The sequence below is a fragment of the Pseudomonas sp. PWP3-1b2 genome, from assembly GCF_049896045.1.
Classification (GTDB): Bacteria; Pseudomonadota; Gammaproteobacteria; order Pseudomonadales; family Pseudomonadaceae; genus Aquipseudomonas; species Aquipseudomonas antarctica_B.
Genome location: NZ_JAFCTN010000005.1, coordinates 19,869 through 39,127 on the forward strand (window position 1 = coordinate 19,869; position 19,259 = coordinate 39,127).

Genomic DNA, 19,259 nt, shown 5'->3' on the forward strand with positions numbered 1-19,259 from the left:
GCTGACTGAGCGGCCCTTAAGGAATAGAGACCATGGAAACGCTGACCACCCTCAAGGTTATCCACATCACCGCCACCGTATTGCTGCTGCTCAGCGGCCTCGGCCTGGCGGTACTGGCCTGGCGCAAACGCAGCGCCGGCCCAGCGGTGACCGTGCAACGCCCGTGGGTGTTTGTGTGGCTACTGATGGGCGTTTGCCTGGTGAGCATGCCGTTTACCGGCTGGTGGCTGGCGCATCTGATCGGCTGGCCGCTGGGGCAAATCTGGATCCTGGGCTCCAGCATTCTCTACACCGTGGCGGCGCTGGCGTGGTTCTGGCTGGTGGCGCGGCTTAATCGCCTGCGCAAAGGCGAGGGCGGCAACCTGAATTTCACCCTGGTACTGGCGGTGGTCAGTCTGGTGGGGTTTGTGGCGATTGCCGGGTTGATGGGCGCCAAGCCGGTTTAAGGCTCAAGACCGAGTCGGCTTCATCGCAGGCAAGCCAGCTCCCACCTTTGACTGTGTTCACAAATCAAAAAGGTGGGAGCTGGCTTGCCTGCGATAGCGCACTCAGCTGCGCAGCGTAATCACCGGCCACCCACGCTTCTCGGCCTCTGCACGCAAATTCGGGTCCGGATCCACCGCCACCGCATGCGTCACCTGCTCCAGCAACGGCAAGTCATTCATCGAATCGCTATAAAAGTAGCTGTCTTGCAGGCTATTCCCTGTCTCTTCCAGCCAGCGGTTCAAGCGCGTCACCTTGCCTTCACGGAAGCACGGCACGTCGGTGCTGCGCCCGGTGTAGCGGCCATTTTCCATCTCGCACTCGGTGGCGATCAGGGTTTCCACGCCCAGGCGCGCAGCAATCGGCGCAGTCACGAAGCGGTTGGTCGCAGTGATGATCACCAGCTTGTCGCCGGCGGCGCGATGCCTGGCCAGCAGTTCCTCGGCCAGCGGCAGCATCAGCGGCTCGATGCAGTCGCGCATAAAGTCGTTGTGCCATGCCTGCAGCTGAGCCATCTCGGTGCGGCCGAGAATTTCCAGGCTGAAATTCAGGTAAGCGGCGTTATCCAGCTTGCCGGCCAGGTAGTCCTGATAGAACGCGTCGTTGCGTGCCTTGTAGGCCACCGGGTCGAGAATCCCGCGTTCACAGAGGTAATCGCCCCACGCGTGATCGCTGTCACCGCCGAGAAGGGTGTTGTCCAAGTCGAATAAAGCCAGGCGCATTGCAGTTACTCGCTGAAAAGTCTGTAAAAAGGCGTCCAGAATACGGTCTTTTCACAAGAGTGCACATAAGGTAAGAAGCCTCGTTGCCGCTTGATGAACCTTTGTGGAACAATGCGGCGACATGCGTTTGCGAGGTTGTTGCCGTGATCGACCCCGATGGTTTCCGTCCTAATGTCGGGATTATTCTTACGAATGATGCCGGACAGGTGCTATGGGCTCGCCGAATCAACCAAGATGCCTGGCAGTTTCCTCAAGGTGGAATCAACCCCGACGAAACCCCTGAAGACGCCTTGTACCGTGAGTTGAATGAAGAAGTCGGCCTTGAGCGCGAAGATGTGCAAATTCTGGCCTGTACCCGTGGCTGGTTGCGCTATCGTTTGCCGCAACGCCTGGTGCGTACCCACAGCCAACCGCTGTGCATCGGCCAGAAGCAAAAATGGTTTCTCCTGCGCCTGATCTCCAACGAGCAGCGGGTGCGGATGGATTTAACCGGTAAACCGGAGTTCGATGGCTGGCGTTGGGTCAGCTATTGGTACCCGTTGGGCCAGGTGGTGACATTCAAGCGCGAAGTTTATCGTCGCGCTCTCAAAGAGCTTGCCCCGCGCCTTTTAGCGCGCGACTGACGACGGAGTTCGACCCCGAGCCATGCTCAATACGCTGCGCAAGATCGTCCAGGAAGTTAACTCCGCCAAGGATCTCAAGGCGGCGTTGGGGATTATTGTGTTGCGCGTCAAGGAAGCCATGGGCAGCCAGGTCTGCTCGGTTTACCTGCTGGACCCCGAGACCAACCGTTTTGTGCTGATGGCCACCGAGGGCCTGAACAAGCGCTCCATCGGCAAGGTCAGCATGGCGCCCAATGAAGGTCTGGTGGGCCTGGTGGGGACGCGTGAAGAACCCCTGAACCTCGAAAACGCGGCCGATCACCCGCGTTACCGCTACTTTGCCGAAACCGGCGAAGAGCGTTACGCCTCGTTCCTCGGCGCACCGATCATTCACCACCGCCGCGTCGTCGGCGTGTTGGTCATCCAGCAAAAAGAGCGCCGCCAGTTCGACGAAGGTGAAGAAGCCTTCCTTGTGACCATGAGCGCGCAGTTGGCCGGGGTTATTGCCCATGCCGAGGCGACGGGCTCGATTCGCGGCCTGGGCCGTGAAGGCAAGGGCATCCAGGCAGCCAAGTTTGTCGGCGTGCCGGGTTCGCCGGGCGCTGCGGTCGGTACGGCGGTGGTCATGTTGCCGCCGGCGGACCTGGACGTGGTGCCGGACAAGACCGTCAAAGACATCGAAGCCGAAATAAAACTGTTCAAAACCGCGCTGGAAGGCGTGCGCGCCGACATGCGCAACCTGTCGAACAAGCTGGCCACCCAGCTGCGCCCGGAAGAGCGCGCACTGTTCGACGTGTACCAGATGATGCTCGACGACGCGTCCCTCGGGAACGAAGTCAAAACTGTGATCAAGACCGGCCAGTGGGCCCAGGGCGCGCTGCGTCAAGTGGTGACCGATCACGTTAACCGCTTTGAAATGATGGACGACGCCTACCTGCGTGAGCGGGCCTCGGATGTGCGCGACCTCGGTCGCCGTCTGCTGGCTTACCTGCAGGAAGACCGTACGACCAACATGGTGTTCCCCGCCAACACCATCCTGGTCAGTGAAGAGCTGACCGCCACCCAGCTCGGCGAAGTGCCGGAAGGCAAGCTGGTGGGATTGGTCTCGGTGCTGGGTTCGGGTAACTCCCACGTCGCGATCCTGGCCCGAGCCATGGGCATCCCGACCGTGATGGGCCTGGTGGACTTGCCGTATTCCAAAGTCGACGGCATCGACATGATCGTCGATGGCCATCGCGGCGAGGTTTACACCAACCCCAGCGACTTGCTGCGCAAGCAGTTCGCCGAGGTGGTGGAAGAAGAGAAACAACTGGCACTGGGCCTGGATTCTCTCCGCGAACTGCCCTGCGTCACCCTCGACGGCCACCGCGTGCCGTTGCTGGTCAACACCGGCCTGCTCGCCGATGTAGCCCGTGCGCAACAGCGCGGCGCTGAAGGCGTGGGGCTGTACCGCACCGAAGTGCCGTTCATGATCAACCAGCGTTTCCCGAGTGAGAAGGAGCAGCTGGCGATTTATCGCGAGCAACTGTCCGCCTTCCATCCGTTGCCGGTGACTATGCGCAGCCTGGACATCGGCGGCGACAAGTCACTGTCGTATTTCCCGATCAAGGAAGACAACCCCTTCCTCGGCTGGCGCGGTATTCGTGTAACGCTCGATCACCCGGAAATTTTCCTGGTACAGACCCGCGCCATGCTCAAGGCCAGTGAAGGCTTGAACAACCTGCGTATCCTGCTGCCGATGATCTCCGGCACCCATGAGCTGGAAGAAGCGCTGCACCTGATCCACCGCGCCTGGGGCGAAGTGCGCGACGAAGGCTCTGACGTGCCGATGCCGCCGATTGGCGTAATGATCGAGATTCCGGCGGCGGTATACCAGGCCAAGGAATTGGCGCGCCAGGTGGACTTCCTGTCGGTCGGCTCCAACGACCTGACCCAGTACCTGCTGGCCGTGGACCGTAACAACCCACGGGTCGCCGACCTCTACGACTACCTGCACCCGGCGGTGCTGCAAGCCCTGCAACACGTGGTGCGCGACGCCCATGCCGAAGGCAAGCCGGTGAGCATCTGCGGTGAAATGGCCGGCGACCCGGCGGCGGCAGTGCTGTTGATGGCGATGGGCTTCGACAGCCTGTCGATGAACGCCACCAACTTGCCGAAGGTGAAGTGGATGTTGCGCCAGGTGGAACTGGGCATGGCCAAGGATCTGCTGGCGCAATTGATGACCATCGACAACCCGCAAGTTATCCACAGCTCGCTGCAATTGGCGCTGAAGAACCTGGGGCTGACGCGGATGATTAACCCGGCCTCGGCGAAAACCCTTTAGACCGAAGCGCGGCTATCGCAGGCAAGCCAGCTCCCACATTTTGAACTGCATACACAGTCAAATGTGGGAGCTGGCTTGCCTGCGATGGCGCCAGTCCAGACACCGCTAAATCATCAGTTCGACTTCACCGAGCCGCCCCCCATGCGGCCCAAAACTGCGCTCCACCATCCGCCGCGACCCATCCGCATTCACAATCAGCGCCGTACTCGCCCGCGTCCCATAACTCGGGCTGGCAATAAACACGCTGGATAAAAGGCTCTCCGTCGCCAACCCCACCCCGGTGTCCGGCAAGTCAGCGAACGGCGCGGTCTGCGCATCACTCAAAATCCCCAACAACGGCTCCGGCTGTGGATCCTCCAGCAACCTGCTCAGTGCCGCCTTGGCCTTGAGCAACTTGGGCCACGGCGTGTCCAGCCCGGCATTGGATAACCCATATACCCCGGGCTGCAATCGCGTGGGCTCGGTGTCATTGGCGTTGTAATGCCACAGCTCATCCCGCGTGCCCAGCAGCAGGTTGAACCCGGCGTATTCAATCGAACGCCCGTTAACGTCGGCCAAGTATTCGTCAATCGACAGGGATCCACTCAGAAAGCGCGCCACCAACTCCCCACGGGACTTGCGCGCCGGTGGCTGGTGAGGGTCGCGAATATTGGTCAGGGCCGCAAAACGTCCGGCTGCATTCACCCCAAGCCAGGTACCACCGGCTTGCTGATCACGGCCGGCATAGATATCGGGAACATCCGGCCACTGCGCCAGCGGCAGGCTCGGGCGGGCGTAGAACTCATCGCGGTTGGCCGCGACGATCAGCGGTTGGGCGTGGCCCGGCCGCCAGGCAAAAACAATCAGGCACATCAGGCGATCCCTTTTGTGTTTTTTGCCACTCTACCCACTCAGGCACAGGCGTTCCATCGTATCCAGTTGGGTCGCATGCCTTCCATCCGTTAACATGCCGGTCTTTGTGGATGACCGTCGGCTTCCTCGGCGAATAAGTTTCTTGATGTAACGCAGGCTTAATCGCGCCCGGGCAAGGTCCGGTCGCCATGACTAATGATTAACGAGGAGTCGCAATGCTGCCTTACCCGCAGATCGACCCGGTGGCCCTGGCCATCGGTCCGCTGAAAATCCACTGGTACGGGTTGATGTACCTGATCGGCATCGGCGGTGCCTGGTTCCTGGCTTCCCGGCGCCTGAACCGTTTTGATCCGACCTGGACCAAAGAGAAACTTTCTGACCTGATTTTCTGGCTGTCGATGGGGGTCATCGTCGGCGGGCGCCTGGGGTATGTGCTGTTTTACGACCTGCCGGCCTACATCGCCAACCCCACGCTGATTTTTGAAGTGTGGAAGGGCGGCATGGCGTTCCACGGCGGGTTTGTTGGCGTGATGATCGCCGCGTGGTGGTTCGGCCGTCGCAACGGCAAGTCGTTTTTCCAGCTGATGGACTTCATTGCGCCAATGGTGCCAATCGGCCTGGGCGCCGGGCGTATCGGTAACTTCATCAACGCCGAGCTATGGGGCAAGCCGACCGACGTGCCATGGGCCATGGTGTTCCCGCCGTTCAGTGACCCGGCGCAACTGCCGCGCCACCCGTCGCAGCTCTACCAGTTCGCGCTGGAAGGCGTGGCGCTGTTCCTTATCCTCTACCTATTCTCGCGCAAGCCACGCCCAACAATGGCCGTGTCCGGCATGTTCGCGTTGTTCTACGGGATCTTCCGCTTTATCGTCGAGTTCGTCCGCGTGCCGGATGCACAGCTGGGCTACCTGGCGTGGGGCTGGTTGACCATGGGTCAGATTCTCAGCCTGCCGATGATCATCGCTGGCCTGGGCCTGCTGTGGTGGGCTTACAATCGCCCGCAACCGATCAAGAACGCCGCGCTTTAAATACGAACGCCGGGGCGTGCGCGCCTCGGCTTCTTTGATACAGGTAAAAACATGAAGCAATATCTCGAACTACTGAACGACGTCGTGACCAATGGATTGACCAAGGGCGATCGCACTGGCACCGGCACCAAGGCCGTGTTCGCCCGTCAGTATCGGCATAACTTGGCCGACGGCTTCCCGCTGCTGACCACCAAGAAGCTTCATTTCAAAAGCATCGCCAACGAATTGATCTGGATGTTGAGCGGCAACACCAACATCAAGTGGCTGAACGAAAACGGCGTGAAAATCTGGGACGAATGGGCCACCGAAGACGGCGACCTGGGCCCGGTCTACGGTGAGCAGTGGACCGCCTGGCCGACCAAGGACGGCGGCACGATCAACCAGATCGATTACATGGTCGACACGCTGAAGAACAACCCCAACAGCCGTCGCATTCTGTTTCACGGCTGGAACGTCGAATACCTGCCGGACGAAACCAAAAGCCCGCAGCAAAACGCCCGTGACGGCAAGCAAGCCCTGCCGCCGTGCCACCTGCTGTACCAGGCGTTTGTGCACGACGGTCACCTGTCGATGCAGTTGTACATCCGCAGCTCCGATGTGTTCCTTGGCCTGCCGTACAACACCGCCGCCCTGGCGCTGCTGACCCATATGCTCGCCCAGCAATGCGACCTGATCCCGCACGAGATCATCGTCACCACCGGCGACACCCACGCCTACAGCAACCATATGGAACAGATCCGCACCCAGCTGGCGCGCACGCCGAAGAAGCTGCCGGAACTGGTGATCAAGCGCAAACCTGCGTCGATCTACGACTACAAGTTCGAAGACTTTGAAATCGTCGGCTACGACGCCGACCCAAGCATCAAGGCCGACGTCGCCATCTGAAAGCGGCCTCGGTCAAAAAATGTGGGGGCTGGCAAGCCAGCGCCCACATTTGAATCAGGTTGCCAGGCTGAATCAATGGCCGTGGCTTCTGCCCACATGGGAAGGCTCGGCCTCACTGGCCGTCACGCCACCGCTGACCTCCAGCCGCTGCAAGATCCCGCACTGATCCCCGCCGCCGCAGCGCTGGCGCAAATCGAGCAAATGCTCTTGCAAGGCCAGTAGCCCGTCGATCCGCGCTTTTACATGGTGGATATGCTCGTCGATCAACGCATTCACGCTTTCGCACTGGTCTTGCGGGCTGTCGCGCAGCCCCAACAGGCTGCGGATTTCCTCGAGGGTCATGTCGAGGCTGCGGCAATTGCGGATAAAGATCAGCCGCTCGGTGTGCGCCTGGGTGTACACGCGGTAGTTGGCGTCCGTGCGGGCCGGGGGCGAGAGCAGGCCTTCCTTCTCGTAATAACGGATGGTTTCCACCTGACAGTCGGTCAGTTTGGCCAATTCGCCGATCTTCATTGCAGCAATCTCCAAATGGGTGCTTGACCCTATAGTGGCTACAGGGTCTTTACTTGGCAACAGGCACCTTTACGGACGCGACAGAATGAGCGACTCCCTCCACACCCCGCACAAACACGACCATGATCACGATCATGACCACGATCATGCCCCGAAAAAACTCACGCCTGTGCATAACCATGGCCACGGCGGCGCCTGCTGTTCCGGCACGCCAGCCCCCGCGTTGGTGCAACTGAGCGAAGCACCCACCGCCGGCTCGCGCCTGAGCACCTTCCGCATTGAAGCCATGGACTGCCCCACCGAGCAGACGCTGATCCAGAACAAACTGGGCAAGCTCGCCGGTGTGCAGCAACTGGAATTCAACCTGATCAATCGCATTCTCGGCGTCACCCACGACCTGCCGAGCACTGCGCCGATTGTCGAGGCGATCAAATCCCTCGGCATGCAGGCCGACCCCATCGAAGAGGGCGTCGCCGCCGCCGAGCCACCTGCAAAGAAACACTGGTGGCCGCTGGCTGTCTCCGGCGTAGGCGCGTTGGGTGCCGAGGTGCTGCATTTCAGCGGCGTCGCACCGACCTGGGTCATCGCACTGGTGGCGCTGGTGTCGATCCTCAGCGGCGGCCTCACCACCTATAAAAAGGGCTGGATCGCGCTGAAAAACCTCAACCTGAACATCAATGCGCTGATGAGCATCGCCGTCACCGGTGCGATCCTGATCGGCCAGTGGCCGGAAGCGGCCATGGTGATGTTCCTGTTCACCGTGGCCGAGTTGATCGAGGCCAAGTCCCTGGACCGGGCGCGCAATGCCATCAGTGGCTTGATGCAGATGACGCCGGAGCAAGCGACGGTGCAGCAGGCCGACGGCTCCTGGGCTGAACAGGAAGTCAAAAGTATTGAAATGGGCGCGATCGTGCGGTTAAAGCCCGGCGAGCGCGTTGGCCTGGACGGTGAAGTTACCGCCGGTCAATCCACCATCGACCAGGCGCCGATCACCGGTGAAAGCCTGCCGATTGAAAAGACTGTGGGCGACAAAGTCTTCGCCGGCACCATCAACCAGGCCGGTTCCCTGGAGTACAAAGTCACCGCTGCCGCCAACAACTCCACCCTGGCGCGCATCATCCACGCCGTGGAGCAAGCCCAGGGCGCGCGGGCGCCGACCCAGCGCTTTGTCGACAGCTTCGCCAAGGTCTACACCCCGGCGGTGTTCCTGTTTGCCCTCGGCGTGGCGCTGATTCCGCCGCTGTTCATGGCAGGCGTCTGGTTTGACTGGATCTACCGCGCCCTCGTGCTGCTGGTAGTCGCTTGCCCTTGTGCACTGGTGATTTCCACCCCGGTGACCATCGTCAGCGGCCTCGCGGCAGCGGCGCGCAAAGGCATATTGATCAAGGGCGGCGTGTACCTGGAGGGCGGTTACAAACTCGACTACCTGGCCCTCGACAAGACCGGCACCATCACCCACGGCAAGCCGGTGCAAACCGATTACCTGGCGCTGTTTCCCAACATTGAAGACAGCGCGCCGGCCCTGGCGGCCAGCTTGGCCGGTCGTTCTGACCACCCGGTGTCGCTGGCCATCGCCAACGCAGCTGTGGATAAAAACCTGCCCGCCCACGTTGTGGATAACTTCGAGGCCCTGGCCGGTCGCGGTGTGCGCGGCGACATCAACGGCGAAACCTACCACTTGGGCAACCACCGCCTGGTGGAAGACCTCGGCCTGTGCTCGCCGGCGCTGGAAGAAAAACTCTTCGCCCTGGAAAAACAAGGCAAGTCCGTGGTGCTGCTGCTCGACAAATCCGGCCCGCTGGCGCTGTTCGCCGTGGCCGACACCGTCAAAGACAGCAGCCGCGAAGCGATCCAGCAACTCCACGCGCTGGGCATCAAAACCCTGATGCTCACCGGCGACAACACCCACACAGCGCAAGCGATTGCCGCCCAGGTCGGTATTGATCAGGCCCAGGGCGACCTGCTGCCCACCGACAAACTGCAAGCCATCGAAGCCCTTTACGGCAAAGGCCACCGCGTGGGCATGGTCGGCGACGGCATCAACGACGCCCCGGCGCTGGCCCGCGCCGAGATCGGTTTTGCCATGGCCGCTGCTGGCACCGACACGGCCATCGAGACCGCCGACGTGGCGTTGATGGATGACGATTTGCGCAAGATTCCGGCTTTCATTCGGTTGTCGCGGCAAACGTCGAGTATCCTCAAGCAGAACATCGCCCTGGCGTTGGTGATCAAGGCGATCTTCCTCGCGGTCACGTTCCTGGGCCTGGCCACCATGTGGATGGCGGTGTTCGCCGACATGGGCGTGAGCCTGCTGGTGGTATTCAATGGTCTGCGTCTGTTGCGCAAATAAACGATGAGAGGGTGGCGTGCTGAGTGCCGAGCTGAAGGCTTTTTACATGGTCGCCCGCCTGGGCAGCATCACCCAGGCGGCGAAAAAACTCGGCCTGAGCCAGCCCACGGTCACCACCCAGATTCGCAACCTGGAAAGCCAATACAGCGTTGAGCTGTTCTACCGCGGCGGGCGCCGCCTCACCGTCAGCGACGACGGCGCGCGGTTGCTGCCGATGGTCAAGACGCTGTTGCAGCAGGAAGCGGACATCGAGTTTTTCCTGCGCAACACCGGCCAGGTTCAGGGCGCCTTACGCATTGCCGCAACGGCGCCGTATTACATTCTCGATCTGGTCAAAGCCTTTCGCGAGCGCCTGCCCCATGTGGACGTCTCGGTGGAAATCGGCAACTCCCAGCAGGTGCTTGAAGCGCTGGATGACTACCGCGTAGACGTCGCGGCCTCCTCGCAACTGCTCGAAGACCCGCGCCTGATTCGCCGCGTGCTGGGCACTGATCCTCTGGTGCTGGCGGTGCATCGCAATCATCCGTTGGCCAACCTCGATCACGTGCCGTTAAGTGCCCTGGCCGGGCACACCTTGTTGATGCGCGAAGCCGGCTCTACCACGCGGCGGCTGACCGAAGAAATGTTGCAGGGCGCCGGCGTGAGTTATGGGCCGCTGCTGGAAATCGGCAGCCGCGAATCGATTCGCGAAGCAGTGCTGCGCAATATCGGCATCAGCATCATCGCCCGGCAGGAAGTGCCCCACGACCCGCAGTTGCGGGTGCTGACCATCGAAAACGCGCCGCAGATTCCGGAGTATTTGTACTGCCTCAAGGAAAGAAAGGCTGCGCGGCTGCCGGCGGCGTTTCTGGGGCTGGCGCAGGAAATGTCGCCAATCTGAGGTTTAGTGCCGGCCCTTGAGTTGCTATCGCAGGCAAGCCAGCTCCCACATTTTGATGGGTGAACACCGTCCAATGTGGGAGCTGGCTTGCCTGCGATGGGGCCCGCCCCGACAACACACCTGCTGAGCCCTACCCAAATCCACCAATACCACTATCACTGCCTTTTGCCTTCCTGCCACAACCGCGACGCATTGCCCGCCTAGCATGGCCTTCATCAGTTTGATGAGGTGCCTCCATGAACACAGCCCTGACCCACCCCGGCGCGCCGATGACAGTGCGTGGTATCCAGAAGCGCTTTGGCGCCTTTACCGCGTTGGACAACGTGTCCCTGGACGTCGCCGCCGGCGAGCTGGTGTGCCTGCTAGGCCCGTCCGGCTGCGGCAAGACCACCTTGCTGCGCTGCATCGCCGGCCTGGAGCGCCAGGACAGCGGTGAACTGCGTCTGGGCAACCGCGACGTGTCTCTGTTGCCGCCACAAGCGCGGGACTACGGCATTCTGTTCCAGTCCTACGCGCTGTTTCCCAATCTCACCGTTGAAGCGAATATCGGCTACGGCCTGATGGGCAATGGCCGCGATGAAGTGCGTCAGCGCGTCGGCCAGATGCTGGAACTGGTGGGCCTGGTCGGCAGCGAAAAAAAGTACCCCGGCCAGCTTTCCGGCGGCCAGCAACAACGTGTCGCCCTGGCCCGTGCCTTGGCCCCGGCGCCTTCCTTGTTACTGCTGGACGAACCCATGTCCGCCCTCGACGCCCGTGTGCGTGAGCATCTGTGCACCGAGCTGCGCCAGCTGCAACGGCGCCTGGGCATCACCACGCTGATGGTCACCCACAACCAGGACGAGGCCATGCTGATGGCCGACCGCATTGCCGTGATGAACAACGGCAAGGTCGAGCAGTACGCCACGCCGCAGGAAATCTACGACCGCCCGGCCACGCCTTTCGTGGCGGAGTTTGTCGGCCAGGGCAACTGGCTGCCATTCAGCCGTAACAGTGCCAGCCACGCCCAGGTTGGCGGGATGAATATGCGCTTGTCCGACGATGCGGGCGTGGCCAAATCCGGCCGGCTGTTCTGTCGCCCGGAAGCCATCAGCGTCAACCCGCCGGTGCATGAAGAAAACCTGTTCCCGGCCAAGGTCCGCGAGATCACCTTTCTGGGTAACCGCTGCCGCATGAGCTTTGAGCTGGAGCAACTGCCAGGGCATCCATTGCTCGCCGAGCTGGCCCCGGAAGCCATGCCGCGCCTCGGTGCGCAGGACATCTGGGTAGCCTTGCCGCCGCGCAGCCTGCAGGTGTTTGCCTGACATGGCCGCCGTGATGACGTTGCCGCGTCAGGCATCACGTGCCGAAACGGGCGACCGTATTTTCGTGGTCGGCGGCAAACTGCTGTGGCTGTTACTGCTCGGCATCGCCGTGTTGATGCCGTTGCTGGCGATCTTCTGGCGCGGCTTCAGCAGTGACGCCGGGCAGGGCGGCGGCCTGGTGGCTGCGCGCGAACTGGTGACCAGCGACAACTTCCACTGGCTACTCGGCAACAGCCTTAAAGTTTCCCTCAGCGTCGCGGCCATCGTCGTACCGCTGGCTTACCTGTTTGCCTACGCCCTGCAACGCACGCTGATTCCCGGCAAGGCGATCTGGCGCGGCCTGTCGCTGCTGCCGTTGATGGCGCCGTCGATGCTGCCGGGGATTGCGCTGGTGTACCTGTTCGGCAATCAAGGCCTGTTGCGCGGCCTGCTCTCGGACAACATCTACGGCTTCTGGGGGATTGTGCTGGGTGAGGTGATCTACACCTTCCCACACGCCCTGATGATTCTACTGTCGGCGCTGTCTCTGGCAGATGCGCGCTTGTTTGATGCCGCTTCCAGCATGGGCGCCAGCCCGGCCCGGGCGTTTCGCAGCATCACCTGGCCGGCCACACGCCAGGCGGTGTTCGCGGCGTTCTGCCTGGTGTTCACCCTGACCATCACCGACTTCGGCGTACCCGTGGTGGTCGGCGGCGATTATCAGGTGCTGGCGCTGGAAGCCTACAAGGCGGTGGTCGGCCAGCAACAGTTTGGTCGCGGCGCGTTGATTGGCATGGTGTTGCTGCTGCCGGCGCTGTTCAGTTTTGCGGTGGATGCCTGGCTGCGCCGTCGCCATGGCGACTCCATGAGTGGCCGCGCCCAAGTGTTCCAGCCCGCGCCGTCGCGGTTGCGAGACGGCTGCTACCTGGCCATCGTGCTGATGATCTGTGCCGTGTTGCTGCTGGTGTTCGGCATGGCGGTGTATTCCTCGCTGGTGAAATTCTGGCCGTACAACCTGTCGCTGTCCCTCAGCCATTACCAATTCGAAGACACCGCGGGCGGCGGCTGGCTGGCCTACCGCAACAGCCTGACCATGGCGCTGTGCACAGCGTTGGTGGGCAGTGTGCTGATCTTCACCGGCGCTTACCTGATGGAAAAAACCAAGGGCCAGAAAGGCCTGAACCTGGCGCTGCGCATGCTCAGCTTTGTGCCGATGGCCGTGCCGGGCCTGGTGCTCGGCCTGGGCTACGTGTTCTTTTTTAACCTTAACGGCAACCCGCTGCATGTGTTCTACGGGACCATGACCCTGCTGGTGGTGTGCACCATCGCGCACTATTTGACCACCGCGCAGATGACCGCGACCACCGCGCTGCGCCAGCTGGACGCCGAATTCGAAGCCGCCGCGCTGTCCCTCAAGGCGCCGCTGTACCGCCATTACTTGAAAGTCACGGTACCGATTTGCCTGCCCGCCTTGCTGGACATCGTGCGCTACCTGTTTGTGTCGGCGATGACCACTGTCTCCGCCGCGATCTTCCTCTACAGCCCCGACACCATCCTCGCCGCCGTCGCCGTGTTGAATATGGATGACGCCGGCAACGTGGGCGGCGCGGCGGCGATGTCGACCCTGATTTTGTTCACCTCGGCCGGCGTCTCGCTGCTGCTGGCGTGGGCCTCACGTGGCGCGTTGCGCCGCTCCCAAGCCTGGCGCCAGACCGCGCCCGGCCAATAATTGTCCCTGTAGGAGGTGTTCCATGTTCAAGCCCCTGGCGCTGGTCGCTGCGGTACTCACTGCATTCAGCCTGAATGCCTTCGCCAAGACCGAGCTGACCGTGTACACGGCCCTCGAAGCCGAGCAGTTGAAGACCTACAAACAGGCCTTCGAAAAGGCCAACCCGGACGTCGAAATCAAATGGGTACGCGACTCCACCGGCATCATCACCGCCAAGCTGCTGGCTGAAAAAGACCGCCCGCAAGCCGACGTGGTCTGGGGCCTGGCTGCTTCGAGCCTGGCGATCCTCGACCAGCAGGGCATGCTGGATAACTACGCGCCCAAGGACCTGGACAAGATCGGCAAGAACTACCGCGACGCCGCCAACCCGCCGGCCTGGGTCGGCATGGACGTGTGGGCCGCGACCATTTGCTTCAACACGGTCGAAGCCGAAAAGCAGGGCCTGACCAAACCGGTGAGCTGGCAAGACCTGACCAAGCCTGAGTACAAGGGCAAGATCGTGATGCCGAACCCGGCGTCATCCGGCACCGGTTTCCTCGACGTCAGCGCCTGGCTGCAAACCTTCGGCGAGAAACAGGGCTGGCAGTTCATGGACGACCTGCACCAGAACATCGGCCAGTACGTTCACTCCGGCTCCAAGCCGTGCAAGCTGGCGGCGTCGGGTGAGTTCCCGATTGGTATTTCCTTCGAATACCCGGCCGTGCAGTTGAAGCGCCAGGGCGCGCCGCTGGACATTATCCTGCCGAAAGAAGGCCTGGGTTGGGACATCGAAGCAACGGCTGTGATCAAGGGCACCGCCCATGCAGACGCCGCGAAAAAGCTGGCTGACTTCTCCGCGAGCCCCGCAGCGATGGAGCTGTACAAGGACAACTTCGCCGTGCTCGCCCAGCCGGGTATTGCCAAGCCGCAGACCGAATTGCCGGCTGACTACGAACAGCGCCTGATCAAGAACGACTTCGCCTGGGCCTCAAAAAACCGCGACAGCATCCTGACTGAATGGCGCAAGCGCTATGACGGCAAGTCGGAAAAGGTGGCAGGTCAGTAAGTTTTCGTTAGGGCTGATGGCCTCATCGCAGGCAAGCCAGCTCCCACACCTGGAATGCATTCCCCTGTGGGAGCTGGCTTGGCTGCGATAGCGGCCTCGAATTCAGGACATCACGACATGACACAACCAAACGACCTGCTGATTGTGGGCGCCGGCATCCTCGGCCTGTCCCACGCCTTTGCCGCCGCCAAACGCGGCCTCAAGGTCAGGGTCTTCGAACGCAGCGCCACGCCACTGGGCGCCTCGGTGCGCAACTTCGGCCAGGCACTGGTCACCGGCCAACCACCGGGGCCAATGCTGGACCTCGCCCGCGAAAGCCGCGACATCTGGGGCCATTGGGCCCAAGCGGCCGGGCTGCAGCTCAAGCGCAACGGCTCGTACCTGTTCGCCCGCACCGAAGCTGAAGAGCATCTGCTGGAAGCCTTCTGCGCCGGTCGCGCCAGGGAACACGGCTACAACGTCGAGCTGCTGCAAGGCGCAGCGATGAAGGATGTGTACGGCGGCCAGTTCCGCCATCACCGCGCGGCGCTGCACGGCAAGGATGATCAGCAACTGTATTCGCGCGAAGCGATTCCGGCGCTGATCAACTACCTGGCGCAGGAGCTGAACGTGGACTTTCACTTCTCCACCCTGGTGCGCGACGTCGAGCCCGGCCAACTGCACAGCACCGCAGGCAGCTTTCGCGGCGAGCAGATCATTGTCTGCTCCGGCCACGATTACCAAACCCTGCTGGCCGAATCGATTGCCGAACTCAACCCGAGTATCTGCCGCCTGCAAATGCTGCGGGCGCGGCCTGCAATAGACCTGAACCTGCAACATGCCTTGCTGACGGGGTTGAGTTGCGTGCATTACGGCGCCTTCGCCGACCTGCCGGAAGCCGCGCCAGTGCGAGCGCACATCCTTCGCGAAACGCCGTACCTGCATGAGCACGGGATTCACTTGCTGATCAGCCCCACGCCCCAGGGTGAGCTGATCATCGGCGATTCCCACGACTACGGCAGCGATGCCTCACCGTTCAATGCCGAGCAGGTCGATGACTGGATGATCGAACTGGCCGAGCAGACCCTGGGCTGCAAGATTCAAGTGGTGGAACGCTGGCAAGGCGTGTACGGCTCGCGTGGGCCGGGGCCGTTTTCGTTCCTGCGGGCAGCACCGGGCGTGAGCGCGGCGCTGATGCACACCGGCGTCGGCATGAGTGTGGGGCCGGCGATGGCCGAGCGAAATATCGCAACGTTGTGGGGAGAGGCGTGATGAACCCGGAACAGGCGATTGCCGACGTCTTCGGCTTGTACGAACAGCACGGCACCGCGGATTACATCGGCGAGCCGGTGTCGCAGATCGAGCACATGTCTCAGGCGGCGCAACTGGCAATGGCCGAAGGCTTTGATGATGAGGTGGTGTTGGCCGCGTTCTTTCACGACATCGGGCATATCTGCGGCCAGGGCGGCGCGAACATGGGCTGCTATGGCGTGGTCAGCCATGAGCGCCTGGGCGCGGATTATTTGCGCCGCGCAGGCTTCAGCGAGCGCATCGCCAAGTTGGTGGAGTATCACGTGCAGGCCAAGCGCTACCTGACCTTCAGCCAGCCGGACTACTACGCCCGCCTGAGTGAAGCCAGCCGTCGTACCCTGGGTTATCAGGGCGGGGTGATGAGCGCCGAAGAAGCCCGGGCGTTTGCGCAAGACCCGCTCTGCCAAGTCAGCCTGCGCCTGCGCCACTGGGACGAGCAAGCCAAGCAAATGCACGTGCCGGTGCTTGACCTTGACGTGCTCAAGGCCAAAGCGCGACGGTTGCTGGCGGCTTAGGTCGCGTCCAGGCGCTGAGCCAGCGCTTCGACCTGTTCCTGGCGCTCGGCCTGACTCAATTTGGCGTGGGGGTTGAGTGACGACCATTGCGGGTGGGCGCGGGCTTTGTGCAGTGCGTCCGGGAGCTTGCCTTCGCGCCAGGTTTTGTCCTGGGGCGTGTCGACCTTGATGCTGTGCAACGCCGCATGGCCGCGCAGGTTGAGGGCCTTGAGCAACTGGCGTTGGCGCAGGGCAAGCAGGCGCAGCACGCTGTCGTCCACGGTCAGCTCGCGTTGGCCTTTGATCTTGCCGAGCAAGCGGCTGCCGTAGCTGCGGGCGGTTTGCAGTGCGCCGCCGGCAATCGCGCCAGCCAGGGCGGCGGCGCCGAGGGTTAAGCCGCCGACCAGTAAATCCACGCCTGCACCGGCCGCCGCCCCTGCAGCAATTCCGCCGCCGACACGCACGCCCAGTTGCTTGAGGGTTTCGGGGTTGAACAGGTCGTCGCCCCAGCGCCCGTCGAGCAACGGCAAGTCGCTGGCGGCGGCGTCCTGTGGGCGGAAGCCGAACAGCTTGAGCAGGGCCTCCACGCATTTTTGTTCGCGCTGGCGCACGGCTTTGCGCAGGTCGTTGATGGCGTGCGGCTCATCCTCGGTGACCACGCTGCGCCGGCACGCGGCGCAGTCGATCAGCAACTCGGCAATCAACCGCGCGGCGCTTTGTTGGCGGGCCTGGCGTTGGGCTTGCTGATCGAGGATCAGCCGCTCCAACTGTGGCCGCGCGGTTTCCAGCAGCAGGGCGAGGCTTTCATACAGCCGCCGCTCGCCGTCTTCCGGTGGCGCGACGCTGTCGAAACGCACCAGCGCATGCAGGCCAAGGCGCGCCAGGGCTTCGCGCCAGTCCGGCTCGCGGTGGTCGTTGCTGCTGACAAAATTGAGTACCGGCAGCAAGGGTTTACCGCAACTGGCGAGCACTTGCAGCTCATCGCGGTACTTGGCCAGCACCGGCTCGCGGGCATCGATTACATACAGTCCCGCGTCGGACGCCAGCAGTTGGCGCAGCACTTTGGCTTCCTGCTCGAAACGCTGGCGGGCTTCGCTGCCCTCCAGAAAACGCGCCAGTCGGGCCGGGCCATCGAGGCGTTCGCCGGGTCGGTCCAGGCGTTCCAGATAGTCGAGCAAGGCGATGGCATCTTCCAGGCCGGGCGTGTCGTAGAGCTCCAGCAAGGCTTCGCCGTCCACCGACAAGCGCGCGCCTTCCACATGCCGCGTGGTGCTGGGGCGATGGGAGACTTCGCCGAAGCCCACATCGCGGGTCAGCGTACGCAGCAGCGAGGTCTTGCCGACATTGGTGTGGCCGACCACGGCGAGTTTCAGCGGTTTAGTCATGACCGGTCTCCAGCCAGTTCAGCGGCGCGCAATCGGCGAAGGGCAGCTCAAGCTGTTGCAGCGCGGTGTGCCAGTCGCCCAGGCGCTCGGCGTCCAGCGCTTGGCCGGTGGGCGCTTGCAGCAGCCATACGCGGGTGGCGGTGGCACTGCGCGCCAGTTCGGCGATCAGTGCCAGGCTGCCACGGTCCGGCGAGCGGCGTGGGTCGCAGGCGATCGCCAGGCGCGCGGGCGGGAAGCGCGTGAGTTGCTCCAGCAGTTTGTTGCGCGATTCGCGGCTGTCGAGGATACCGGCGTGTTTGATGCTGTTTGGCAGCTTGGGCGGCCAAGGGTGTTGGTCGTCCAGCTCGATGGCGACTAGCAGCGCGCCGTCGCTTTCCAGTTCGCTGACGCCGCCGCTGACGTGATGCAGCTGTTCGGGCGCGGCATCGTTGACGCCGAGGCGCTCACTGCTCGGCATCAAACGCTCGCGCAACTGGCTGTAGCCCGGCAGATTCAGGTCCAGGCGCAATGCCGCGCGCCCGCGTTTCCAGCGCCACAGGCACAGCAGGGCGAGTATCAGGCGCGGCAGCAGGCCGTAGACCAGCAACACGCCGACCAGCCACGCGGCCCAGGCCTGACGGGCGCTTTCGATATTCAGAGCGGAATCGCCGCTGGCGCGGATCATCTCGACGGTGGGCACATTGAAGCCGAGCAAGGCGGGCAGGGTGCCGAGGGCACTGGTCACGGCGACGAAGGTGTCGGCGCCGAGGATGGTGGTTTCCCACACGAAGCCGTAACGGCGTGTGGCGAGCAAGGTGAGAAGAATCAGCATGGCACTGAGCAAGGCCAGCAGCCACAGGCTGTTGACCAGCACACCGACCGCCCAGCGATTGAGCTTTTGTCGCTGCAACAACAACAGCAGCGCGGGCGCCAGTTGCGCGGCCTTGGCGTCTCGGGCGAGCTTTTCGCTGAGCCACAACCACAGTCGCCCAAGGGCGGCGCTGTGCTCGCCGGCAAACAGCAGGCCCAAGGCCCAACTGGTCAGCAAAATCAGATTCAAGCCAAGCAGGCTGCCCAACGCCCAAAACACATTCACTGGGGTCAGGCCGTTGCCCAATGCGGCAAAGGCCAGCCCGGCGCCGCTGATAACCGCGACTATCGCCAACAGCACCAGCGCCAGACGCGCGCCTTGCAGCCAGCGGGTAAGGGCGGCGGTGAGGCCATCGCGCTCGGCCAGGTGCAGCGCGCGGTTCTGGATGCGCGCCGGCAAGTCGCCACCGGCCGTGCGGGCCAGACGGTTGGCTTCCAGGTCTTCCAGGGGACCGGCGTGTTCTTCACGCAGGCGCACGGTTTCCGTCAGCCAGAGTTTTTGCAGGGGGTTCAGTGCAGTCACGCGCCATCCTGTTGAGCAAGTGAGCC

Annotated in this window: 17 protein-coding genes; 12 read left to right on the top strand and 5 right to left on the bottom strand. The window is 62.6% G+C overall.

Translation table 11 applies throughout. The features are described 5' to 3' along the window. Positions 1-32 precede the first annotated feature (32 nt). The gene (locus ACP7A2_RS04790; RefSeq protein ID WP_375070645.1) at positions 33-446 is read left to right on the top strand and encodes a DUF2269 family protein; all 414 of its coding nucleotides are present in this window, start codon (positions 33-35) and stop codon (positions 444-446) included. Between the two features lie 102 nt (positions 447-548). Here ACP7A2_RS04790 and ACP7A2_RS04795 read toward each other — a convergent pair whose 3' ends face one another. Continuing rightward, on the bottom strand, positions 549-1,205 hold the full coding sequence (locus tag ACP7A2_RS04795) for an HAD family hydrolase (protein WP_426133314.1): 657 nt from the start codon (positions 1,203-1,205) through the stop codon (positions 549-551). Positions 1,206-1,348: 143 nt separating this feature from the next. Here ACP7A2_RS04795 and ACP7A2_RS04800 point away from each other — a divergent pair, with 143 nt between their 5' ends. Both ACP7A2_RS04800 and ptsP read left to right on the top strand, forming a co-directional pair. Then, positions 1,349-1,828, top strand: a complete 480-nt coding sequence (locus tag ACP7A2_RS04800) for an RNA pyrophosphohydrolase (protein WP_003176750.1) — start codon at positions 1,349-1,351, stop codon at positions 1,826-1,828. A 22-nt stretch (positions 1,829-1,850) separates the two neighbouring features. Further along, positions 1,851-4,130 (top strand): phosphoenolpyruvate--protein phosphotransferase, encoded by a 2,280-nt coding sequence (ptsP, locus tag ACP7A2_RS04805; protein WP_348056841.1) that lies wholly within the window; start codon positions 1,851-1,853, stop codon positions 4,128-4,130. 105 nt (positions 4,131-4,235) lie between these two features. Here ptsP and ACP7A2_RS04810 read toward each other — a convergent pair whose 3' ends face one another. After that, entirely contained in the window at positions 4,236-4,982 is a 747-nt protein-coding gene (locus ACP7A2_RS04810) for an NRDE family protein (RefSeq protein ID WP_426133315.1), read from the bottom strand. Between the two features lie 215 nt (positions 4,983-5,197). Between ACP7A2_RS04810 and lgt the strand changes: the two genes are divergently transcribed. Together lgt and ACP7A2_RS04820 are read left to right on the top strand one after the other, a co-directional pair. Then, positions 5,198-6,010, top strand: a complete 813-nt coding sequence (lgt, locus tag ACP7A2_RS04815; protein ID WP_348056845.1) for a prolipoprotein diacylglyceryl transferase — start codon at positions 5,198-5,200, stop codon at positions 6,008-6,010. Between the two features lie 51 nt (positions 6,011-6,061). After that, positions 6,062-6,895: a thymidylate synthase gene (locus ACP7A2_RS04820; RefSeq protein ID WP_078739624.1), complete on the top strand. Its 834-nt coding sequence runs from the start codon at positions 6,062-6,064 to the stop codon at positions 6,893-6,895. A 72-nt stretch (positions 6,896-6,967) separates the two neighbouring features. On the opposite strand, the gene cadR is transcribed toward ACP7A2_RS04820, so the two are convergent. Next, complete coding sequence (gene cadR / locus ACP7A2_RS04825) at positions 6,968-7,408, bottom strand: Cd(II)/Pb(II)-responsive transcriptional regulator (RefSeq protein ID WP_426133316.1); 441 nt, start codon at positions 7,406-7,408, stop codon at positions 6,968-6,970. Positions 7,409-7,493: 85 nt separating this feature from the next. On the opposite strand from cadR, the gene ACP7A2_RS04830 reads away from it, so the two are divergent. From ACP7A2_RS04830 to ACP7A2_RS04860, 7 genes are all read left to right on the top strand, one after another. Next, positions 7,494-9,758, top strand: a complete 2,265-nt coding sequence (locus tag ACP7A2_RS04830; protein WP_426133317.1) for a heavy metal translocating P-type ATPase — start codon at positions 7,494-7,496, stop codon at positions 9,756-9,758. A 16-nt stretch (positions 9,759-9,774) separates the two neighbouring features. Further along, complete coding sequence (locus ACP7A2_RS04835; RefSeq protein ID WP_348056851.1) at positions 9,775-10,638, top strand: LysR family transcriptional regulator; 864 nt, start codon at positions 9,775-9,777, stop codon at positions 10,636-10,638. A 236-nt stretch (positions 10,639-10,874) separates the two neighbouring features. Beyond that, complete coding sequence (locus tag ACP7A2_RS04840; RefSeq protein WP_426133318.1) at positions 10,875-11,939, top strand: putative 2-aminoethylphosphonate ABC transporter ATP-binding protein; 1,065 nt, start codon at positions 10,875-10,877, stop codon at positions 11,937-11,939. Between the two features lies 1 nt (position 11,940). Next, complete coding sequence (locus tag ACP7A2_RS04845; RefSeq protein ID WP_426133319.1) at positions 11,941-13,647, top strand: putative 2-aminoethylphosphonate ABC transporter permease subunit; 1,707 nt, start codon at positions 11,941-11,943, stop codon at positions 13,645-13,647. Between the two features lie 22 nt (positions 13,648-13,669). Further along, positions 13,670-14,692 carry a putative 2-aminoethylphosphonate ABC transporter substrate-binding protein gene (locus tag ACP7A2_RS04850; protein ID WP_426133320.1) on the top strand — a complete coding sequence of 341 codons (1,023 nt, stop codon included), beginning with the start codon at positions 13,670-13,672 and terminating at the stop codon, positions 14,690-14,692. Between the two features lie 117 nt (positions 14,693-14,809). Next, on the top strand, positions 14,810-15,943 hold the full coding sequence (locus tag ACP7A2_RS04855) for a TIGR03364 family FAD-dependent oxidoreductase (RefSeq protein WP_426133321.1): 1,134 nt from the start codon (positions 14,810-14,812) through the stop codon (positions 15,941-15,943). Continuing rightward, positions 15,943-16,497: a phosphonate degradation HD-domain oxygenase gene (locus ACP7A2_RS04860; protein ID WP_426133322.1), complete on the top strand. Its 555-nt coding sequence runs from the start codon at positions 15,943-15,945 to the stop codon at positions 16,495-16,497. Before ACP7A2_RS04855 ends, ACP7A2_RS04860 begins: the two co-directional genes overlap by 1 nt. On the opposite strand, the gene ACP7A2_RS04865 is transcribed toward ACP7A2_RS04860, so the two are convergent. Both ACP7A2_RS04865 and ACP7A2_RS04870 read right to left on the bottom strand, forming a co-directional pair. Next, complete coding sequence (locus tag ACP7A2_RS04865) at positions 16,494-17,861, bottom strand: DUF3482 domain-containing protein (RefSeq protein WP_426133323.1); 1,368 nt, start codon at positions 17,859-17,861, stop codon at positions 16,494-16,496. The two genes, ACP7A2_RS04860 and ACP7A2_RS04865, sit on opposite strands and share 4 nt — an antisense overlap. Further along, complete coding sequence (locus tag ACP7A2_RS04870; protein WP_426133324.1) at positions 17,854-19,233, bottom strand: DUF2868 domain-containing protein; 1,380 nt, start codon at positions 19,231-19,233, stop codon at positions 17,854-17,856. Before ACP7A2_RS04870 ends, ACP7A2_RS04865 begins: the two co-directional genes overlap by 8 nt. Positions 19,234-19,259: the final 26 nt, after the last annotated feature.